Below are 21,028 nucleotides of genomic sequence, written 5' to 3'. Positions count from 1 at the left end.
TGAAATTATTCTGCCACTATCAATAATAATTTATTGAAAAATTCCGCTAAATTGCTCATTATTCCCAAGTCGGCATATGCCGTCTTTATAGAAGGTAAAACAAACTGTATGGAATGGATCGTAGATCCGACGATATGGGTAGGTCTTTCCACCCTTATTGTTCTCGAAATCGTACTTGGTATTGATAACCTTGTTTTTATTGCTATTCTAGCAGATAAACTCCCAGCAAAATTAAGAGATAAAGCACGTATCACAGGATTATTGTGTGCTCTTATTATGCGGATTGTACTGCTATTTAGTCTCTCTTGGCTTATCACCCTAACCAAACCTCTTATCACACTGTTTGATCATCCTTTCAGTGCCAGAGACTTAATCATGCTCCTCGGAGGGATATTCTTACTTTTCAAAGCCACAATGGAGCTTAATGAACGGCTAGAAGGTAAAGATCATAGCGAGGGAAAACAACGTAAAACCACGAGTTTTTGGTCTGTTGTTGCGCAAATTATTGTACTAGATGCTGTATTCTCTCTAGACTCTGTTATCACTGCGGTAGGGATGGTTGACCATCTCGGCGTTATGATTGCTGCTGTAACTATTGCGATGTTCTTGATGATCCTCGCAAGTAAGCCATTAACCACATTTGTCAATAATCATCCAACTATTGTTATTTTATGTTTAAGCTTCTTATTGATGATTGGTTTTGCCTTAGTTGCAGAAGGGTTTGGCTATCCAATACCTAAAGGCTATTTATACGCTGCCATTGGTTTCTCTATTATGATAGAGATATTTAACCAACTCGCACAGTTTAACCGCCGACGCTTCTTATCAGCTTCTCGCTCTTTGCGTGAACGTACAGCGGAAGCGGTATTGCGCATTATTAATGGTAAACCAGAAGCCTCTGAACTTGACCCTCACACTTCTGATTTAGTTGCTAATACAGAAGAGGTGTTTGATCCTCAAGAGCGCCAAATGATTGTGCGCGTTCTGGGTTTAAGCCAGCGAAACGTCAATAGTATTATGACTTCACGCCATGATGTTGAATATGTTGATCTAAAAGCCACCCAAGATGATATTCGCCAATTACTAGAAGAAGATCCCCATTCTCGTCTCGTTATTACCGACGAAGAAAATAGCGACGAACCTATTGGCGTGGTAAATGTTATTCAATTATTAAATCAACAGTTACGTAATGAACCATTAGATTTGCGTTTATTAATTACACAACCCTTAATCTTCCCTGAGGGGTTATCACTATTACAGGCATTAGAACAATTCCGTAATGCTCATACTCACTTTGCCTTTGTGGTTGATGAGTTTGGCTCTGTCGAAGGCATTGTTACCTTAACCGATGTAATGGAAACCATCGCCGGTAATTTACCAGTAAGTACAGAGGAAAATGACTCTCGTCACGACTTAGTACAAAATGAAGATGGCTCATGGACTGTCAATGGTTTTACACCGCTGGAAGACTTAGTGCTTTATATTCCCATTAAGTTGGATGAAAAACGTGAGTATGAAACCTTGGCTGGCTTATTGATGGAACATTTACAACGCGTTCCTGCCGTCGGTGAAAAAGTGGTTATTGATGGTATTGAATTTGAACCATTAGATGTACACAATCACCGTATTAATAAAGTACGTATTGTTGAACCAACGCCTGAAGACGAAGAAAACGTCGACGAAGCTTAATTTCTATTAAATAACCAAATATCCGTCTCTAAGGCGGATATTTTTTATCTGAAAATGATGCTTAATAAAAAATGGGCTTTGTCTATGCATAACAAAGCCCGTCAATAGAATGAAAAATAAAGTAGATAAAGCTAACTTTATTTCAATAATTTATTGATGATCAACCTAATGTGCTGGGTACCAGTATTTCCGTTGCAACAATCACAATCACAAGCCCGACCAATACTGGTACAGAAACGCGTTTCATCACTTCAAAAGGTGAAATTTTTGCCATTCCTGATACAGCAACTACCACACCCGATACAGGTGATAAAGTCCGTCCTAAGTTTGATGCTTGTAACATCGGAATAGTTAAGTAAGCAGGATTCACACCCATATTACTTGCTAAGCGCGGAATTAATTCAACGAAAGCATAGAAAGGCGCATTCCCTGAGCCGGTTGTCATTGCTGCGAGCATGGTAATTAAGACTAATGCAATCATCATAACAATCGCCCCTGAGCCTAATGATTGTGCACCATCAATTAACGCGTGAATAAAGCCAACTGTTGTTAAACCTTGCGCAAAAACCCCTGCGGCAACTAATAACATTACCACTTGGGCAAATGCATCAGCCATACCACGGTAAGCAACTTCTAAACCGGCAAAAACTTCTTTAGCACTAAAGCTACGGATAAATTCAATAACCGCAGATAACATCATGCAAAGAATAATAATGGCAACAATATGAAGCTCTGGTAACCATTTACCATCAAAAACTAATACACCAATAATAGGTGTGAAAGGTAAAATCGCATAGAAATTAGGGGCGTGAGTTTTGATTTCGTTCACATCTAACATCTCTGTTTCGATATGCTCTTTACGATCAAGATAACGTTGCCAGAAAAAGTGAGCAATACACATCCCAAGAATTGCGGCAATAGAGATAGGCAGTGTTGTTTTAAACGCAAAATCAATAAGTGGCATTTCAGAAGCTTGTGCCGCTAAAATCACGTCACCAGAGGTTGGCGCTAAAATAATTGATGCAGGTGAAGCACAGATAGCTGCCGCCGCACCACGACTAATTCCCATATTGACCATCACTGGGAATAAGGTCGCCATCAATAACACACCAAGACCTGTTGCGGATGAAACAGCTAATGACATTAAACATGCAACAATATAAGCCGCTACCATTAAAAGATAAGGTGAGTTGATCATTTTTAATGGGCGTGAGGCAAGTTTCACGACCACGTCATTGGCACCAATATGAGTCATATAAGAAGCAAACCCACATAGCACCATGATCATCATCCCCAGATCACCACCACGGCTCATAAGTAGATTTTTTACATACTCAACAATATCGATTAAGCGATAACCGGTACTTGTGACACTGGCTGGTAATACTGATTTGCCCATAATCACACTGATGATAAGCAATAATAGCCCACCAGTAAGTAGCACACCTGTTGGCGAATATCCCTTAACAATGTAACGCCCAACACCCACAGCGACGAGGGCGCCGATAAGAATTTCAATCATGTATAGTTCCTGTCTACGATAGTTATTTATAAAATGAAGCTTTTTGTTTTTATCATCATTTTTTTGCATTTAGTGCAATGGACACACTCTGCCCAAAGGCAACGTTGCAGTGTATGACATATATCAAAAAAAACGACTATTTTTTTACATGTAAACAGTACGAATGAGTATTTTTTAGGCAAAAACTGAATTAAATGATAAAAATAATGCACTATGAGCATAATTTAATCATTTTATCCATTTTCTGTTAACGGTGACAGGGAACGGGGATAAGAAACGTAATGCAGCATCTGTGTTCCACAGATATTGTTTAATATAAGAGAAGGGGTTATTAATCATAAATTAATAAAATCAATTTATTAGCCAAAAAACAAAACAAGGTGGAATAAAATTTTATTCCACCTTGTTAACAACTTTAAAAATTATATTTTTTTCAATAATTGATTAAGCGCTTTAACTTCGGGGCTATCATCTTGCTTATTTAACCAATTATCTATGGCCTGTTTTGCTTTTTGCTGTAATTGATCACGTAGTAATTTTTCAACGTTAAACTCATATTGGATAGCATTCCAATTACCATACAATCTTAATGGAATATCTATTTTGGCCAGTTGGCGAATAAATTCATTCTCTTTGCCCCAACCTTTTTTGATATTAACCATCAGCATCACATCTAGATTATGACGTTGTAGATCTAATTGACCTTGCCCGCTGATCTGATAAGCACTTGCTTGAGCATCTAACTGATTTAACGTCACTCGGCCTTTAGGCGCTAGTTTAAACTGGGCAATCACACTATCGGCTTTGGTATAGTTCTCAATATCTTCAGGATAAACCACTTGATCGGTTGTTTGTGCAATAGATTGCTGGATCACTTGTGGAATATTTAATCCTAGCATTTTAAATTCGCTTAATGACGTATCCAGTGTACCCTGCCAACTATTAAGAAACGCGTTGCAATTATATCCGGCACCTTCTAGATGCCCTTTCGCAGAAATTAAACCGCTGAAATTTTCTGGCTGATCAAAGACGCGTAATAAAGGTTGCAAAGGGATATTATTCATTGTGACATTCATACTAATATGCGCTGGCACAATGCTAGTAGAAATCACCGTAGGCAGTGAGAAATTTCCGTTTAGGATCTGCCCTTCTAACCTATCAATATTTAATGATTTGGGGTTATTTAATGCGGTTAATTTAACATTGTTTATTTCTAATTCTTTATACAATAACTTATTGAGCGCTAAGTTTAAGCTAAATTCAATATCACCCCAGTGGGTTAAATCATACGCTTTGTTTTCAATTGTCGCGGAGGTAATAACCGGACGAGCCATAATAGTTGCATTGGGTGATGGTGCAGCCTGAGCACGGCTAAAGAATGAGAATGATCTCGACGGGGTATTTGCCAAGGTTAACGATGCTGTTTCAGATGAATTAGGCTGTGCTAACTCAGGTAATAGGGTATTTAAATTTAAAGTGTCCCCAGTTAATTCCACTTGATAGCGGTTCTTTTTAGCCAATTCAGCCGTGATGCTACCTTGTAGCTGACTCTCATTTGCCGTCATATTTAAATTATTTAAGGCAATAACATTTACACTATCATTTTTAATATTGAAATCTGAGGTTAAATTTCCGGAGATCCCTTGAGCCGGAAGTCCTATTCCCGATAATGCATAATCTAATTGAGCGATATTGCCACTGATTTGATATGGGTAGCCACTCATATCAGCATTAGCAACAACATTTAACATTAACTCGCGACGATCACGATTAATTTTGGTGCTCATCTCAAGGTTAATTTGTTTTTTGTCGTCCGTTTTTAATAATAAATTGATATCGCGTAAATTAAGTTGCTCTCCCCCTTTGGTTTGCCAAATAATCAAACTATCGGAGATCCTCACCTTAGCAATATTTAATTGCCAACGATTTGTTTTTGGCTCAATAATCGGACGAGTACTGTCTTCATTGGCAACAGAAGGCGGGGTTATTTTAGGTATTGCTTTACTCTCAGGCGTTTGTCTAACCACTGCGCCTTTTAGCATCACTTCTTTTACTTCCAACTGGTGGGAAAGTAATGGCCATAATTCCACATCAAGACGCATATTATCAGCAGTGATCAATGGTTGCTCAGCACCGGGAGCTGTTAATGACATTTTACCACTAATAATGCTGAGTTTTGGCCAGACATGCCAACGCATATCATCTTGTAAGGTTAATTTATAGCCACTTTGTTTTTCAACGCGTTCAACAAGATAACCACGAAAATCATTAGGGTTAATGAGCAAAACTAATGTCGTTAAGCCTGCCAAAATCACTACAAGCAAAATGGCGAGTGTTGTCAAAAACCTTTTCATATTGTTACCCGCTTAATAAAGTTGATAATAGTCGTTAATGAAAAATTAATCTTCGCTAATCCGACTTCCTACCGCACCTTGTTGATTTTTATATTTCGCATCTTGGCGACGATTGTAAGGCCTATCCGCAGAGCCTGACATAGGTTCAAAACTTAATGCGCCAATCACCATACCCGGTCTTAATGCTAATGGCAGTTTACCTGAATTAAAAAATTCTAATACGATGTGTCCATGCCAGCCCGGATCAATTCGGTGAGCCGTGACGTGTACCATTAATCCCAATCGCGCTAAAGATGAGCGTCCATCTAACCACCCTACTACATTATCCGGTAATGTGACAGACTCTAATGTAACCGCCAAGGCAAGCTCTCCGGGATGAAGATAAAACGCTTCGCCTTCTGGTAATACAATTTCATCACTCATCACCCGCTCAAGGGCCTCATTAACTTCATTTTTGGGGCCACTGAGGTCAATGTAAGCCGCAGTATGTCCTTGGAAAACACGAAACTGGTTACCCAAGCGAACATCCGCTGTTGCGCCGTTAATTCGCTCGACAGGCGGGCGGGGTTCAATGACTAATTTACCTTCATCAAGCCACTGAATAATATCACGGTCGCATAATCGCATTTTATTTCCCTTCTTCAAGTTAAACAGGCAGTTTCATGGTTAATCATGCATGAAAGCTGCCTACAAATGAACTCAATTATTCACAAAACTGTCCGATTTTTGCTTTCAAAATATCGATCGCAACACGGTTTTTTCCCCCTCTAGGCACAATAATATCGGCATATTGTTTAGAAGGCTCAATAAACTGGAAGAACATCGGACGAACAGTTTTATTATATTGTTCAATAACAGAATCTAGACTACGCCCACGTTCATTCACATCACGTTTAATTCTACGCATTAAACAGATATCTAATGGCGTATCGACAAAGATAGAAAAATCCATCTCTTCACGTAAGCGCTTATCTGTTAATAACAGAATACCTTCAATAATAATAACTTTTTTTGGTTTAAAATGAATGGTTTCTGATTTACGGGTGTGAGCGACATAATCATATTGAGGGAGTTCGATGGCGTTTCCGACTTTTAGTTCACACAAGTGTTGGTATAAAAGTGCGTGATCCATCGAATTGGGGTGGTCGTAGTTAACTTTATATCGCTCTTCCATTGTTAAATCACTTTGGTCACGATAATAGCAATCTTCTGGTATCACACCGATATTATGATCACCTACTTGCGCTCTTAATTCACGGTAAAGTGTACTGGCAATAAGACTTTTACCTGAAGCAGAGGCTCCAGCGATACCTACAATTGTGCACTGATGTGCTGTGTCAGCCATAATAAAAAACCTGGTTTGAAATAAAAAAGAGGAATAACGTAATAATATGTAAATATTACGCTCGCGCAGATTATAGTTTTGAAATCCTTCTGGTTCCAGCGTAAAACCAAAAATCTCTTTGTTTTTTATCAAAAATAGTCAGATTTCAGCGGATAAAAAAAAGGAAGCCTAAAAGACTTCCCATAATAATCAATAGATTATTGTTTCACCGCTTATACCGCGCGGAAAGAAATTTCCGTTGGAATAGCATCCCCATCCCAATACATTTGCGCAGAAACTGTTGAAGCAATTTCACGATAGATATCAGCGAATTCACCTTCTGGATCACGCATCACCGTCGGTTGTCCGCGATCTAAATCTTCACGTAAAGAGATATGCAGTGGAATTTGACCCAATAATTGGCAATGATATTTTTCGGCTAATTTCTCAGCACCACCAGTACCAAAAATAGGCTCAAGATGACCACAATTGCTACAAATATGCGCACTCATATTCTCAATAATACCTAATACGGGTACATTGACTTTTTTGAACATGACAATGCCTTTCATCGCATCCACCAGCGCAATATCTTGTGGTGTTGTAACAACAACGGCGCCAGTCACCGGAATATTTTGTGATAAGGTCAATTGAATATCACCCGTTCCTGGTGGCATATCGATCACAAGGTAGTCTAAATCAGGCCATAATGTATCTTGCAGCATTTGCATCAACGCTTTACTTGCCATTGGACCACGCCATACCATGGCATTATCGTCTGTGACTAAATAACCGATAGAGTTAGATGCTAGACCATACGCCATAATAGGTGCCATATGTTGCCCATCTGGTGAAGTTGGGCGTTCCATGGTTGTACCTAACATATTAGGAATGGATGGGCCATAAATATCCGCATCCAGAATACCAACTTTAGCCCCTTCTTGTGCTAGCGCTAAAGCAAGGTTTACCGCGGTACTGGATTTACCCACCCCGCCTTTACCTGAACTCACCGCCAGAATATTACGTACGCCATTAATACCTGGAAGATCGTTTGCACGACGTAGTGTGGCAATATTGTGTTTTAGCTTCCACTCAACAGCTTTGGCTCCCGTCATATTACGCAGCTCTGCCGTTTTTTCTTCAATCAGTTGTTGGAAAGGTTTTTTCCACACAAACGGCATCACTAATTCGATATGAAGGACATCATCAATCATCGCACACTGATGTAATGCTTTTAGGGAAAGCAGATTACGTTTCAATGTCGGGTGTTCAAAAGTAGACAAGACACCTGAAACTTTTTCTTTCAGAATCTCAGGGGTGGTCTGCTCGGGGGATTTATCACTCATCCCGGCTCCTCTCATTTTCGTTATTCATTAAATATCTGAGTGCACCTATCATATCAGATAGTCAATGACTACGATAATGCCTTACCTCAATTTGCCAAGCGAAATTTCTCTTGCAAAAACTCTATGATTGCCCTAGCGACATCATGACGGATAGGTTAACATCAAAGACCCTTTTTTTAATTTAATGGAAGTAAGATCCTTACTATGTCTCACGTCGCGAATAAATTATTGGTAACCTGCGCGTTACCTTATGCTAACGGTTCAATTCATCTCGGTCATATCCTTGAACACATTCAGGCTGATATCTGGGTCCGTTACCAACGAATGCGCGGCAAAGAAGTTCATTTCATCTGCGCTGATGATGCTCACGGCACGCCTATTATGCTGAAAGCTCAACAATTGGGTATTACCCCAGAAGCCATGATTGAAGAGATGAGCAAAGAGCATCAACAGGATTTTGCCGGTTTTAATATCAGCTACGATAATTATCACTCCACACACAGTGAAGAAAATCGTCAATTATCGACGAAAATTTATCTAGCCCTGAAAAAAAATGGTCATATTAAAAGTAAAACGATTTCTCAACTTTATGATGAAGAAAAAGGCATGTTCTTGCCTGATCGTTTTGTTAAAGGGACTTGCCCTAAGTGTAAAGCGCCCGATCAATATGGTGATAACTGTGAAGTATGTGGGTCAACTTATAGCCCGACAGAATTAATTAATCCTCGCTCTGTGGTATCGGGTTCAACGCCGGTAATGCGTGAAACTGAACACTATTTCTTTGATCTCCCAGCCTTTAGCAATATGTTGCAAGAGTGGATCCGCTCCGGTGCATTGCAAGAGCAAGTAGCCAATAAGATGCAAGAGTGGTTTGACAGCGGTCTGCAACAGTGGGATATCACCCGTGACGCCCCTTATTTCGGTTTTGAAATCCCTGATGCGCCGGGTAAATATTTCTATGTTTGGTTAGACGCCCCTATTGGTTATATGGGCTCATTCTTAAACCTATGTGAAAAACGTGGTGATTTAAGCTTTGATGAGTTCTGGAACAAAGAGAGCAAAACTGACTTATACCATTTTATCGGTAAAGATATCGTTTATTTCCACAGCTTATTCTGGCCGGCAGTGTTAGAAGGTAGTGAATACCGTAAACCAACCAACCTATTTGTGCATGGCTATGTCACCGTCAATGGTGCGAAGATGTCAAAATCTCGCGGTACCTTTATTACGGCACGTGCCTATCTTGATCACTTTGATGCTGATTGCCTACGCTATTACTATGCGGCAAAACTTTCATCACGTATTGATGATATTGACCTAAACTTAGAAGACTTTGTACAGCGTGTAAACAGCGATATCGTCAACAAGGTGGTTAACCTCGCGTCCCGTACTGCGGGTTTTATCAGTAAACGCTTTGATGGCAAATTAGCGGCAAGCCTTGATGATGCGAAGTTATATCAACATTTCGTCGATATGCAAGAAAGCATCGCACAATGTTTTGAAAACCGTGAATTTGGTAAAGCTATTCGTGAAATTATGGCATTAGCAGACGAAGCTAACCGCTATATTGATGAAAAAGCGCCTTGGGTGGTTGCTAAACAAGAAGGTAAAGAGGCTGAGTTGCAAGCTATTTGTACTATGGGAATTAACTTATTCCGTGTACTGATGACTTATTTAAAACCAATTCTACCTTCTTTAACAGAACGTTCAGAAGCCTTCTTACAAACTGAATTAACTTGGAATGCTCTGTCGCAACCGCTGTTAAACCATGAAATTACTAAATTTAAAGCATTGTTTAATCGTATTGAAATGGATAAAGCCAATGCAATGGTAGAAGCTTCAAAAAGTACCATTGCGCCAGTCAAAGAAATCACTGGCCCATTAGCAGACGCGCCTATTCAAGAAACCATTAAATTTGATGATTTTGCCAAAATTGATATGCGCATTGCTGAAATTAAACAGGCTGATTTCGTTGACGGCTCAGATAAGTTGCTAAAATTAATACTGGACTTAGGGGGAGAAACACGCCAAGTATTCTCCGGCATTCGTTCTGCATACCCTGATCCGAAAGTATTAGAAGGTCGCTTAACTGTTATGGTTGCAAACCTAGCACCTCGCAAAATGCGTTTTGGAATTTCAGAAGGTATGGTGATGGTCGCAGGCCCTGGTGGTGAAGATATTTTCTTACTTAGCCCAGATAGTGGGGCTAAACCGGGTCACCAAGTGAAATAAAAACTGACCTTTATTCAAAATGCAAATATAAAGCGGGGTTCTATAAAGAGCCCCGCTCTTTTTTTATTGTGATCCATAGCACACTTTGAAAATTGGTGTATGATAAATACGTCAGTTGATTTAGGACACATATCTATGAAATCTAAGCGGGTGCAGATCACAATCTGGCACTATATACGATCATTTTTTATACTTTATCTTTGTCTTTTTGCCGGTAATCTTATTTCAGCCTTATTACCTTTCGCGGTGCCAGGCAGTATTGTTGGACTACTTATTCTATTTGGTTTACTTGCCTTCCAGCTTATTCCATTACGTTGGGTAAAACCCGGTGGTAATATTTTACTGAAAAATATGTCATTACTCTTTATTCCTATCGGGGTGGGTGTAATGAACTATTATAATTTATTAAGCCAACAACTCTTTCCTATTGTTCTGGCCTGTGTTGTCAGTACCTTTGCGGTGATGGCGCTAGTCGCTTACTGCTCACATTACGTGCATCGTGAACGTCCTATTATCGGTGCTAAACCCGATAAAGTAGAGGATGTAGAATTAGCAGAACAACAAGACGACGACAGAGCGTTAAGTGAGAAGAAAAAATGTTAATATTAATGAATATTTGGTGGTCATTACCGCTAACACTTATTATTTTCTACTTAGCACGTAAACTGGCTGCTCGATTTAAATGGCCTATTTTAAATCCGTTATTGATTGCTATTGTTGTTATTATTCCTATTTTATTAGTGACACACACCGCCTATGAGGATTATTTTGCCGGAAGTCGTATCCTTAACGACTTGTTACAACCAGCTGTTGTTGCTTTAGCTATCCCTTTATATCAACAATTACACCAAATACGCGCACAATGGAAATCGTTAATTAGTATCTGCTTTATTGGTAGTATCGCCGCCATGGCTAGTGGTACAGCGATTGCATTATGGGCTGGCGCTACTCCTGAAATTGCCGCCTCCATTTTGCCTAAATCGGTAACAACCCCTATCGCAATGGCTGTTGCGGATTCCATAGGTGGTATTCCTGCAATCAGTGCTGCATGTGTTATTGCAGTAGGTATTTTAGGTGCCATTTTTGGTCATACGCTATTTAAAATATTACGTATTCCAACTCACGCTTCTCGTGGTTTAGCGATGGGAACAGTCTCTCACGCAGTGGGTACCGCAAGAGCAGCTGAAATCGATTATATTGAAGGGGCATATAGTTCATTAGCATTAATGACTTGCGGTATTATTACTTCACTTATCGCACCCTTTATTTTTCCTTTTATTTTGCACCTTTTTAGCTAATTAGCTAAATCAAGAGAACACATAAAAACCTTCGTTCGGAGCGAAGGTTTTTTATGCTAATGCTAAAATCAATTTACATAAATTTGAGATGCATCTCCCAATTAATCATTCAGTTGCAATGGTTTCATTGAAAATATGATTTTAATCACATATAAGAGTAGGTAAAGATGCCTAAAATCTTACAATAGCAGAAGATTAATGGGAGACACCTATATGCATACTCGTTTTCAGGCAATTTGGTCAGATTTATCCCCTCAATTACAACAAGCACTTACGCCTTATCTTGAGCAGGATGAATTTCCGGCAATGTTCACTGCAGAACAAGTTAATGCGTTAAAAACACAGTTACAATGTAATGATGATGAGTTAGCCCTCGCATTACTGCCTGTTGCAGCCGCTTGTGCTGTGACACCTATCTCTCATTTTAATGTGGGTGCCATTGCTCGTGGTGAAAGCGGTCACTTCTATTTTGGGGCAAATATGGAGTTTGCTGGCGCCCCATTACAACAAACGGTACACGCAGAGCAAAGTGCGGTTACACATGCTTGGTTACGCGGTGAGTCTCGTTTAGTTGCCATCACAGTTAACTATACCCCTTGTGGTCATTGTCGTCAGTTTATGAACGAACTAAATAGCGGCACTCATATTGCAATCCATCTCCCAGGCCGAAAAGTGGCAACCTTAGGTGACTACTTACCTGATAGCTTTGGCCCTAAAGATCTCAATATCACTACCCTACTGATGGATAAAGTTAATCACGGTTATCAAATAGATAACACTAGCCAACTGGCACAACAGGCACTACAAGCAATAAATCGTAGTCATGCCCCTTACAGCCATTCTCACAGTGGTATTGCTGTACAGATGAAAAGCGGTAAGATCTTTCAAGGCAGTTATGCTGAAAATGCCGCATTCAATCCTAGTATGCCACCATTACAAGCGGCACTTATTGCATTAAATATGGCGGGTGAAAATGTTATGGATATTGAGTCTGCAATATTAATTGAAAAAGCAGACAGCCTATTAACTCAGTGGGATGCCACACAAGCAACATTAACAGCTTTAGGTTGCCGCCAAATACAGCGTGTCACTTTGTAACATTTTTTAACTTATACCGTTAAATTGTCCTCATAAAAAAGCATCAGCATGTAAATTTTTGCTGATGCTTATCAGAAAAAGTCATAACAATTGTATCTATCTCTCATTTCTAAGCAGAAAAATCATAAAAAAATAACATAAGCTGTACATATTTTTATTATTTTGTAGGATCTACACTTGTCATGTGACTAACTGCCTTACAAGAGTATTTTTCATGGAACTGGAACACGAAAGTAAACGTCCTCTCTATATCCCGTATGCAGGCCCAATCCTGCTTGAATTTCCCCTGTTAAATAAAGGTAGTGCTTTTAGCGAAGAAGAGCGCAGCACCTTTAACCTTCATGGTTTACTGCCTGAGGCAGTAGAAACCATTGAAGAGCAGGTGGAACGCGCTTACCGTCAATATCTTGATTTTAAAAATGATAACGATAAACACATCTATTTAAGAAATATCCAAGATACCAATGAAACGCTATTTTATCGTCTGTTGGAATCTCACCTTACTGAAATGATGCCCATCATTTATACCCCCACAGTAGGTGAAGCTTGTGAGCACTTCTCTGATATTTACCGCCGTGCGCGTGGACTTTTTATCTCTTACCCTAACCGCGCCAATATTGATGATATGCTACAAAACGCCACCAAACAAAACGTAAAAGTGATTGTGGTCACAGATGGTGAGCGTATCCTTGGTTTAGGTGACCAAGGTATCGGTGGTATGGGTATTCCTATTGGTAAACTCTCTTTATATACCGCTTGTGGTGGAATAAGCCCCGCTTATACCTTACCCGTTGTACTGGATGTTGGCACCAATAATCCACAACGTTTAAATGACCCACTTTATATGGGCTGGCGCCACCCACGTATTACCGGAGATGAATATAACGAATTTGTCGATGAATTTATTCAAGCCGTTAAACGTCGTTGGCCAAATGTACTGCTGCAATTTGAAGATTTTGCACAAAAAAATGCCATGCCGTTATTAAATCGTTATCGTGATGAATTATGTTGCTTTAATGATGATATTCAAGGTACTGCCGCTGTGACATTAGGTAGTCTAATTGCGGCAAGCCGTGCTGCGGGGCGTCAATTAAAAGATCAAACTGTCGCTTTCTTAGGTGCAGGCTCAGCCGGCTGTGGTATTGCAGAGCAAATTATTGCACAAATGAAGTCTGAAGGACTAAGCGACGAACAAGCTCGTGCACGTATCTTTATGGTTGACCGTTTTGGTTTGTTAACGGATAAACTGCCAAACTTACTCGATTTCCAAAGTAAGCTTATTCAAAAAAGCGAAACGCTGGCCGATTGGCAAACAGAAACGGATGCAATTTCACTGTTAGAAGTGGTTAAAAATGCTAAGCCAACCATTCTGATTGGCGTTTCTGGTCAAGCAGGACTTTTCACTGAAGAGATTATTCGTGAAATGCATAAGCATTGTGAACGTCCTACCGTGATGCCTCTTTCGAACCCAACGTCTCGTGTTGAAGCGCGTCCTGAAGATATTATCAATTGGACTGATGGACAAGCTCTTGTTGCTACAGGAAGTCCATTTGCCCCAGTCACCTATAAAGAGAAAGTGTATCCTATTGCACAATGCAATAACTCATACATCTTCCCAGGTATTGGCCTTGGCGTTATTGCAAGTGGTGCAAAGCGTGTTACTGATGCCATGTTAATGGTTGCAAGCCGTGCGTTAGCCGATTGCTCGCCTATGGCAAAAGAAGGCGATGGCCCACTATTACCTTTATTAGCCGATATTCAACAAGTTTCACGTTATATTGCTAAACAAGTTGCCAAAGAAGCACAGGTGCAAGGTGTTGCAACGGTCACGTCTGATTCTGCTTTAGAAGAAGCGATTGAACGTAACTATTGGGAGCCTGAATACCGTATTTACAAGAGAACGTCATTCTAATTGAGTTAAAATCATTAGGTTTCATTCTGAAAAGCGCACTATTATCACTAATAGCGCGCTTTTTTCTTGCTTCCCAATTAGTGCTCAAGTAGCCTTTAACCTATTAGAAAACCCTGAGTCATTAAGGCAAGGATATGCTAAAGCGCCTCATTTATCTCTTTTTGACCCTTTTTATCTTAGTTGCGGTGGCATTAATTGCTTGTGATCGCTGGATAGGTGTAAAAACTAGCCCCTATATATTTGAAGATATAGATAAACTACCCGCCAAAAAAGTAGGCATGGTATTAGGTACTGCTAAATATTACACCACAGGCTATCTTAACCAATTTTATCAATATCGTATTCAAGGTGCTGTTAATGCCTATAACAGCGGTAAAGTGCAATATCTGTTACTCAGTGGAGATAATGCACAGCATAGCTATAATGAACCCAATACGATGCGTAAAGATTTAATTAAAGCAGGCATACCGGCATCGCGTATCGTTATGGATTTTGCTGGATTTAGAACTTTAGATTCGGTAGTACGCACAAAAGAAGTGTTTGGAACAGATGGCTTTACTATTATCACTCAGCGTTTCCATTGCGAACGAGCCGTATTTATTGCCCTTGAAAAAGGCATTGATGCCCAGTGTTTTGCTGTTGCTTCGCCGAAGAGTATGTTTAAGGTGCGTGTACGTGAAGTTTTAGCCAGAGCAGGTGCAGTTGTCGATCTCTATATATTAAAACGCGAACCGCGTTTTCTAGGTCCACCAGAAGCGATACCTGCTGTACAAAATATTCCTGATGATATTAAGGGCTATCCGGCGGTTTCACCACAAGAGGTAGAAGCGTTGCCATTAAACAATGGCAAAAACAGTTAAAAGCGTTTTGCTAACCCTGTTGACGAGTGGCGCCACAGCCACTCGATTGGTCCTTGAGAAAAATAGCGTAACCACGTTACGGCAAAGATAATATTTATCACCCAAATAGCCATCACAAATAGCATAAGCTGCAATAAGGTAAATTGGTTAAATAACCCCATCCGCTGGAAAAGCGTCGTGCCAATAATACTCTGTAGTAAATAGGTGGTAAGCGCCATTTTCCCCACACAACGTAAAGCATAGGCGATAAAACTGTGTTGAATATAAGGCCATGCCCAATAGAGTAAAGCAATATAACCTAAGCTTTGAATAATTTGGATCACCATGGTGATAGGCTGAGCCACTACCGCAGACCACATATAATGCCAATCTAAATAATAATCGGTAATAACAAGCGTCCCTTGGAAAAGTAAACTTATGACTAAAAAACAAACCGCTATCAAACCATAATGAGACTGTGAATAGCGTCGTTGTAACCAACCGGATGCCATTAACGCCGCCCCCATTAACATGGCGCCAATTAAAAACCAACTATATTGACGAACTAAATTAAAAATAAAATCACTCAGTTCATCTAATCGCCAGTAGATACTATTTATATAGCTTCCGGTTTTCCAATTAGTCTCTATCATGGCGGAATAGTCAGAGCTATACCAAACTATTTCAACAAAATCACGATAGTAATAAAATAAAAAAGCTAAAATAATCGCGCCAAATAAATAGAGCACCAGCCCAAGGATAAATTGCCGCTTAATAGGTAATGCTTTAATAAAAAAGAGAACAAATAATCCGCAAATACTATAAGGAAATAAGATATCCCCTTCCCATAGTAATAGGGTATGAATAATACCGATTAATGCCAGAATAATTAGGCGAGAGACGTTCCAAGCAACAGAGCGTTGTGATAATAAATAAAGTGTTCCGCCAAATAACAGCGCAAAAATAAACAGAAACTTTCCTTGGGTAAATAAATTTAGCCCCATCCAAGTAAGTTTGTCCGCAAAAGTCGCCTCTCCTGAATGCATAGGATTAAATGAGGCAACTCTTAATAAGGCAAAACCTGAGATATTGAGTAATAAGATGCCAAGGATCGCTATTCCTCTCAACGCATCTAAAGCGTCGATGCGTTGACGTGAACTTTGTTCCATTTATTCATCTCAAAGATGGCGTACAGCACGCAAAAACTCTTGGCGAGTATTTTGGCTAGATTTAAATAGTCCACCTAATGAGGTTGTGGTGGTTGCACTGGTTGCATCACGAATGCCTCTTGCTTTTACACAATAGTGAACGGCATCAATAGAGACAGCAACGTTTTTCGTCCCCAATAGCGTTTGTAAGGCAATCAATATTTGTTGCGTTAAACGCTCTTGCACTTGAGGGCGTTGTGCGAAGAACTGCACAATACGGTTAATTTTTGATAAACCAATCACTTTATCTTTAGGAATATAAGCAACCGTTGCTTTACCATCAATAGTGACAAAATGGTGCTCACAAGTACTGGTTAATGTGATGTCACGAACAGTGACCATTTCATCAACCTGCATTTTATTTTCAATCAGGGTGATTTTAGGAAAGTTGTGATAATCCAAGCCTGAAAAAATTTCATCAACATACATTTTCGCAATGCGATGTGGCGTTTCCGCTAAACTGTCATCACTCAAATCTAGGTTTAACAATTTCATCACTTCCGTCATGTGATGTTTAATTTGTTGTTTACTCTCACTGGGTGAAAGTTTTGGCTCACGAAGAGGCGTTTCCAAACCACGCTCCACTAACGCGGCATGTACCCATTGCGCCTCTTTACTTAATGTTGATGACATTGGACTCTCCGATAAACACATTAATTAAGTCTCTGTTACCTAATTCAACGATAACCGTTACACTTTAGATGAGCTGAATCACATTATCCAGCAATACTGCATTTTTGGTTATGAAATTATTGCTTTTTTGTCATTTTTTATTGTTTTACCCTTTATTGTTTTCTTTCATACAAACCAAAATACCGCCGATGATCAATATCACAAAGGCGACATATAATGCCGGCTCTAGTCTTCCCGTTAACGCCGTTGAAAGGAAGGAAACCAGAGGCCCAACTAGCTGTCCAATAGCATAAAATGTTGTTAATAATCCTGCCATATAACGAGCATGATCAGGTGCCAACTCTTTACCACGTAAAAATGCCAATTGCACCGCACACATTAACCCTCCCCCCACTAAAAATGCGCCAATAGCAAGACCTGTAATTGTGGGTAGCCATTCGGCAATGATGATCCCCAGTGCTTGCAACCATAGTGTTATCGCCAATCGTAATTGTGTATTAAGGACATTACGTGTCAGTATCGCGATCCCAATACATAAAGCTGCGGAAGCACCAAAAATAGGCCAGACAAATTGAGCTACTAAGCTACCGGGAAAACGTTCTGTCGCCATTTGAGATAAAAAGGTCGCAGGTAAAATATAACCAAAGCCCGCAAAGGTATAACCCCAAATCAATTTTTTCATCGCCGGCGTTAAGATAAGTGGCTCTACTTTGACTTGCTCACGATTAATTGACCAAGGCTTGGGTAAATGATAGCTCACATAAATTGCACAAATAAATGCCAACACACCGTAAATCAACCAACCTGTTGTCGCACTCATCTGCCACTTGAGAATGAATACCGCAAGAAGGCCACTAATAAAGATCCCCGCCCCTGTTCCTGCATAGACTGCCACACTTAATGCCGGGCGATTTAAACGGGCTAATACTTCATTTGCCCACGAAGCAACAAGCACTAATGTCCAACCGCTTGCCCAACCAATAAAAAAACGGGCAATACTATGAGTTAAAGCATCATTAAGTACCGCACTAAGCAGTGTAATGATCACCGCTCCCCATAATCCCCCCCAAAGCCGATAGCCCACACCTTTAGTTGCTTTCATCGCATCATATGAACCAGCTAAATATCCTAGATAATTAAATGCAGCAACAATACTGGCACTGGTTAATGTCAGTTGTGTGTCCGCAATCATTAGCGGTACTTGAGGCGTAAAAGTAAAACGTCCTATCCCCATAGCAACAACTAAAGCAAGGAAACCACTAAAAGCGATATGAAAGGCTTGTGCTGAATGGCTTGGGTGGGTTGAGGTATTCATAAGGCTCCATTGTATTGATGTTATTTATTACATTTAAAATACAACAATATTATTAACACATTAACTAACAGTTTTGTTTTAAATAGTTAACATTTTATGTTGAGTAATATTTTCTTTTTTTGCTGATGAGATGATCGCTAACATGATGTGCTTCATCGTGATAGATTAGTATCATGAAATAAAACAGAACATTTCGATAGATTTTGGAGTATACAATGAGTCAATGTCAGGTTAGCGGTTTGTTATCCCTTGATGAGGCGCTAGAAAAATTACTTGAAAAACCGGTGGCAATCACAGATACCCTTAGTATCCCTTTGCATAAGGCAGCAGGTTATATCTTAAGTGAGCACATCACTTCACCACTCAATGTACCTCCTTTCGATAATTCTGCCATGGATGGTTACGGTGTACGTTATACGGATCTAAACACTCAATCTCCTTTACCTATTGCAGGCAAAGCGTTTGCTGGAGTCCCTTTTGAAGGTGAATTACCACAAGGACAATGTGTTCGTATCATGACCGGAGCCATGATACCCGCAGGTGTCGATACCGTTATTATGCAAGAAGAAACACAAGTGACTGACAACGGTATTCTTTTTCCACATCCGGCCAAACTTGGACAAAATATTCGTCGTATTGGTGAGGATATAAAACAAAATGATATCGTCTTAGCCGCAGGAACAAAACTTTCTACAGCACAGTTACCTCTTATTGCTTCACTCGGTATTGCCAATATTAATGTTTACCGCAAATTAAAAGTGGCCGTATTTTCAACGGGTGATGAGTTGCAAACTATTGGCCAACCATTAAAAGCGGGGCAAATCTATGATACTAACCGCTTTGCCGTACGCTTAATGTTGGAAAAATTAGATTGTGATGTGCTTGATTTAGGCGTTATTCCAGATTCGCCAGAAAAACTGCGAGAAACTTTTAAAACCGCTGATGCACAAGCGGATTTAGTGATTAGCAGTGGCGGAGTTTCTGTGGGTGAAGCGGACTATACTAAACAAATTTTAGATGAAATAGGCGAAATTGGTTTTTGGAAATTAGCCATTAAGCCAGGTAAACCTTTTGCTTTTGGTCGCTTACATAATGCTTGGTTCTGCGGATTACCGGGTAATCCTGTCTCAGCAACAGTGACATTCTACCAATTAGTACAGCCTTTAATTGCCCGTTTATCTGGTTTTAGTCAGTGGCGATCACCACAGCGTTTCCATGCTAAAACCTGTTCACCATTAAAAAAATCTGCCGGTCGTCTGGATTTCCAACGCGGTATCGCCAGTATTAATGAAAATGGTGAATGGCAAGTAACAACATCGGGACATCAAGGCTCTCACGTATATAGCTCCTTTAGTGTGGCAAACTGTTTTATCGTCTTAGAGCGAGAGCGTGGTAAAGTTGCAGCGGGTGAAACCGTCACTATTGAGCTATTTAATCCTCTGCTAAAAAGCGAATAGTGTTTATGAGTATAGAATTAACCGATGAAGAAACGCTGCGTTATAATCGCCAAATTGTGTTAAGAGGCTTTGATTTTGACGGTCAAGAAGCACTGAAAAGTGCTTCTGTATTGATTGTCGGTGTTGGGGGATTAGGCTGTAGTGTATCGCAATATCTCACTGCAGCAGGTGTTGGCAAACTGACACTATTAGATTTTGATACCGTTTCACTGTCCAATCTTCAACGCCAGATCCTGCATCGCGATAGCACCATTGGTCAGCCGAAAGTTTTATCAGCTAAAACAACATTAAACGCGATTAATCCCCATGTACAGATAGATACGGTTGATGCACTACTTGAAGATAAAGCACTGGCTGAATTAATCAGCCAACATCATCTGGTAATGGATTGCACAGATAATGTCACTATCCGCGAACAACTAAATCGACTGTGTTTTGTGCAGAAAAAACCCTTAGTATCTGGTGCAGCAATTCGTATGGAAGGCCAAATTAGCGTCTTTACCTATCAAGATGATGAACCTTGCTATCGCTGTTTAAGTCATCTTTTTGGTGATAATGCACTCACTTGTGTTGAAGCGGGTATTATGGCCCCTGTTGTGGGTACTATTGGCACTTTACAGGCCATTGAAGCCATCAAATTACTCACTGGTTATGGTGAAACTTTACATGGCAAAGTATTAATATTTGACGCTATGCGGATGCAATTTCGTGAATTTAAGTTACCTAAAAATCCACACTGTGATGTATGTGCGGCTAATTTGCCCGATAATTGACCCCCTCTAATATTTTAATAGGGTAAGT

The 21,028-nt window shown here is 39.9% G+C and carries 17 protein-coding genes; 9 read left to right on the top strand and 8 right to left on the bottom strand.

What is annotated here, in order from left to right:
* The first annotated feature begins 108 nt into the window (after nucleotides 1–108).
* Nucleotides 109–1,689, top strand: coding sequence for a TerC family protein (locus HMPREF0693_RS07140; RefSeq protein WP_036920006.1), 1,581 nt, complete (start codon nucleotides 109–111; stop codon nucleotides 1,687–1,689).
* A gap of 160 nt (nucleotides 1,690–1,849) precedes the next feature.
* Here HMPREF0693_RS07140 and dcuC read toward each other — a convergent pair whose 3' ends face one another.
* The 5 genes from dcuC to apbC all read right to left on the bottom strand — a co-directional run bounded on the left by dcuC (nucleotide 1,850) and on the right by apbC (nucleotide 8,235).
* Complete coding sequence (dcuC, locus tag HMPREF0693_RS07135; RefSeq protein WP_004247593.1) at nucleotides 1,850–3,211, bottom strand: anaerobic C4-dicarboxylate transporter DcuC; 1,362 nt, start codon at nucleotides 3,209–3,211, stop codon at nucleotides 1,850–1,852.
* A 422-nt stretch (nucleotides 3,212–3,633) separates the two neighbouring features.
* Nucleotides 3,634–5,565, bottom strand: a complete 1,932-nt coding sequence (gene asmA, locus HMPREF0693_RS07130; RefSeq protein ID WP_004244516.1) for an outer membrane assembly protein AsmA — start codon at nucleotides 5,563–5,565, stop codon at nucleotides 3,634–3,636.
* Between the two features lie 45 nt (nucleotides 5,566–5,610).
* Nucleotides 5,611–6,192: a dCTP deaminase gene (gene dcd / locus HMPREF0693_RS07125; RefSeq protein WP_004244515.1), complete on the bottom strand. Its 582-nt coding sequence runs from the start codon at nucleotides 6,190–6,192 to the stop codon at nucleotides 5,611–5,613.
* A 76-nt stretch (nucleotides 6,193–6,268) separates the two neighbouring features.
* Entirely contained in the window at nucleotides 6,269–6,910 is a 642-nt protein-coding gene (gene udk, locus HMPREF0693_RS07120; RefSeq protein ID WP_036896026.1) for a uridine kinase, read from the bottom strand.
* A gap of 212 nt (nucleotides 6,911–7,122) precedes the next feature.
* Nucleotides 7,123–8,235 carry an iron-sulfur cluster carrier protein ApbC gene (gene apbC, locus HMPREF0693_RS07115; protein WP_004247590.1) on the bottom strand — a complete coding sequence of 371 codons (1,113 nt, stop codon included), beginning with the start codon at nucleotides 8,233–8,235 and terminating at the stop codon, nucleotides 7,123–7,125.
* Between the two features lie 204 nt (nucleotides 8,236–8,439).
* Here apbC and metG point away from each other — a divergent pair, with 204 nt between their 5' ends.
* From metG to sanA, 6 genes are all read left to right on the top strand, one after another.
* A complete protein-coding gene (gene metG / locus HMPREF0693_RS07110) occupies nucleotides 8,440–10,467 on the top strand; it encodes a methionine--tRNA ligase (protein ID WP_004244511.1) in 2,028 nt (675 codons plus the stop codon).
* A 135-nt stretch (nucleotides 10,468–10,602) separates the two neighbouring features.
* The gene (locus HMPREF0693_RS07105; RefSeq protein ID WP_004247588.1) at nucleotides 10,603–11,070 is read left to right on the top strand and encodes a CidA/LrgA family protein; all 468 of its coding nucleotides are present in this window, start codon (nucleotides 10,603–10,605) and stop codon (nucleotides 11,068–11,070) included.
* A complete protein-coding gene (locus tag HMPREF0693_RS07100) occupies nucleotides 11,064–11,765 on the top strand; it encodes a CidB/LrgB family autolysis modulator (protein WP_004244509.1) in 702 nt (233 codons plus the stop codon). Before HMPREF0693_RS07105 ends, HMPREF0693_RS07100 begins: the two co-directional genes overlap by 7 nt.
* 213 nt (nucleotides 11,766–11,978) lie before the next feature.
* Complete coding sequence (gene cdd / locus HMPREF0693_RS07095) at nucleotides 11,979–12,863, top strand: cytidine deaminase (protein WP_004247586.1); 885 nt, start codon at nucleotides 11,979–11,981, stop codon at nucleotides 12,861–12,863.
* Between the two features lie 214 nt (nucleotides 12,864–13,077).
* Nucleotides 13,078–14,775, top strand: a complete 1,698-nt coding sequence (locus HMPREF0693_RS07090; RefSeq protein ID WP_004244507.1) for an NAD-dependent malic enzyme — start codon at nucleotides 13,078–13,080, stop codon at nucleotides 14,773–14,775.
* A 134-nt stretch (nucleotides 14,776–14,909) separates the two neighbouring features.
* Entirely contained in the window at nucleotides 14,910–15,635 is a 726-nt protein-coding gene (gene sanA / locus HMPREF0693_RS07085; protein WP_004244506.1) for an outer membrane permeability protein SanA, read from the top strand.
* On the opposite strand, the gene yeiB is transcribed toward sanA, so the two are convergent.
* The 3 genes from yeiB to HMPREF0693_RS07070 form a co-directional block, all read right to left on the bottom strand.
* The gene (gene yeiB, locus HMPREF0693_RS07080; protein ID WP_004244505.1) at nucleotides 15,632–16,783 is read right to left on the bottom strand and encodes a DUF418 domain-containing protein YeiB; all 1,152 of its coding nucleotides are present in this window, start codon (nucleotides 16,781–16,783) and stop codon (nucleotides 15,632–15,634) included. The genes sanA and yeiB overlap by 4 nt on opposite strands.
* 9 nt (nucleotides 16,784–16,792) lie before the next feature.
* Nucleotides 16,793–17,455 carry a GTP cyclohydrolase I FolE gene (gene folE, locus HMPREF0693_RS07075; protein ID WP_004244504.1) on the bottom strand — a complete coding sequence of 221 codons (663 nt, stop codon included), beginning with the start codon at nucleotides 17,453–17,455 and terminating at the stop codon, nucleotides 16,793–16,795.
* Nucleotides 17,456–17,600: 145 nt separating this feature from the next.
* Nucleotides 17,601–18,770, bottom strand: coding sequence for a YbfB/YjiJ family MFS transporter (locus HMPREF0693_RS07070; RefSeq protein ID WP_004244503.1), 1,170 nt, complete (start codon nucleotides 18,768–18,770; stop codon nucleotides 17,601–17,603).
* 215 nt (nucleotides 18,771–18,985) lie between these two features.
* Between HMPREF0693_RS07070 and moeA the strand changes: the two genes are divergently transcribed.
* Entirely contained in the window at nucleotides 18,986–20,227 is a 1,242-nt protein-coding gene (gene moeA / locus HMPREF0693_RS07065) for a molybdopterin molybdotransferase MoeA (protein WP_004244502.1), read from the top strand.
* A 5-nt stretch (nucleotides 20,228–20,232) separates the two neighbouring features.
* A complete protein-coding gene (moeB, locus tag HMPREF0693_RS07060; protein WP_004244501.1) occupies nucleotides 20,233–21,000 on the top strand; it encodes a molybdopterin-synthase adenylyltransferase MoeB in 768 nt (255 codons plus the stop codon).
* Nucleotides 21,001–21,028: the final 28 nt, after the last annotated feature.

This window comes from Proteus mirabilis ATCC 29906 (assembly GCF_000160755.1).
Taxonomy (GTDB): domain Bacteria; phylum Pseudomonadota; class Gammaproteobacteria; order Enterobacterales; family Enterobacteriaceae; genus Proteus; species Proteus mirabilis.
This window is presented reverse-complemented; position numbering and strand designations above follow the sequence as displayed.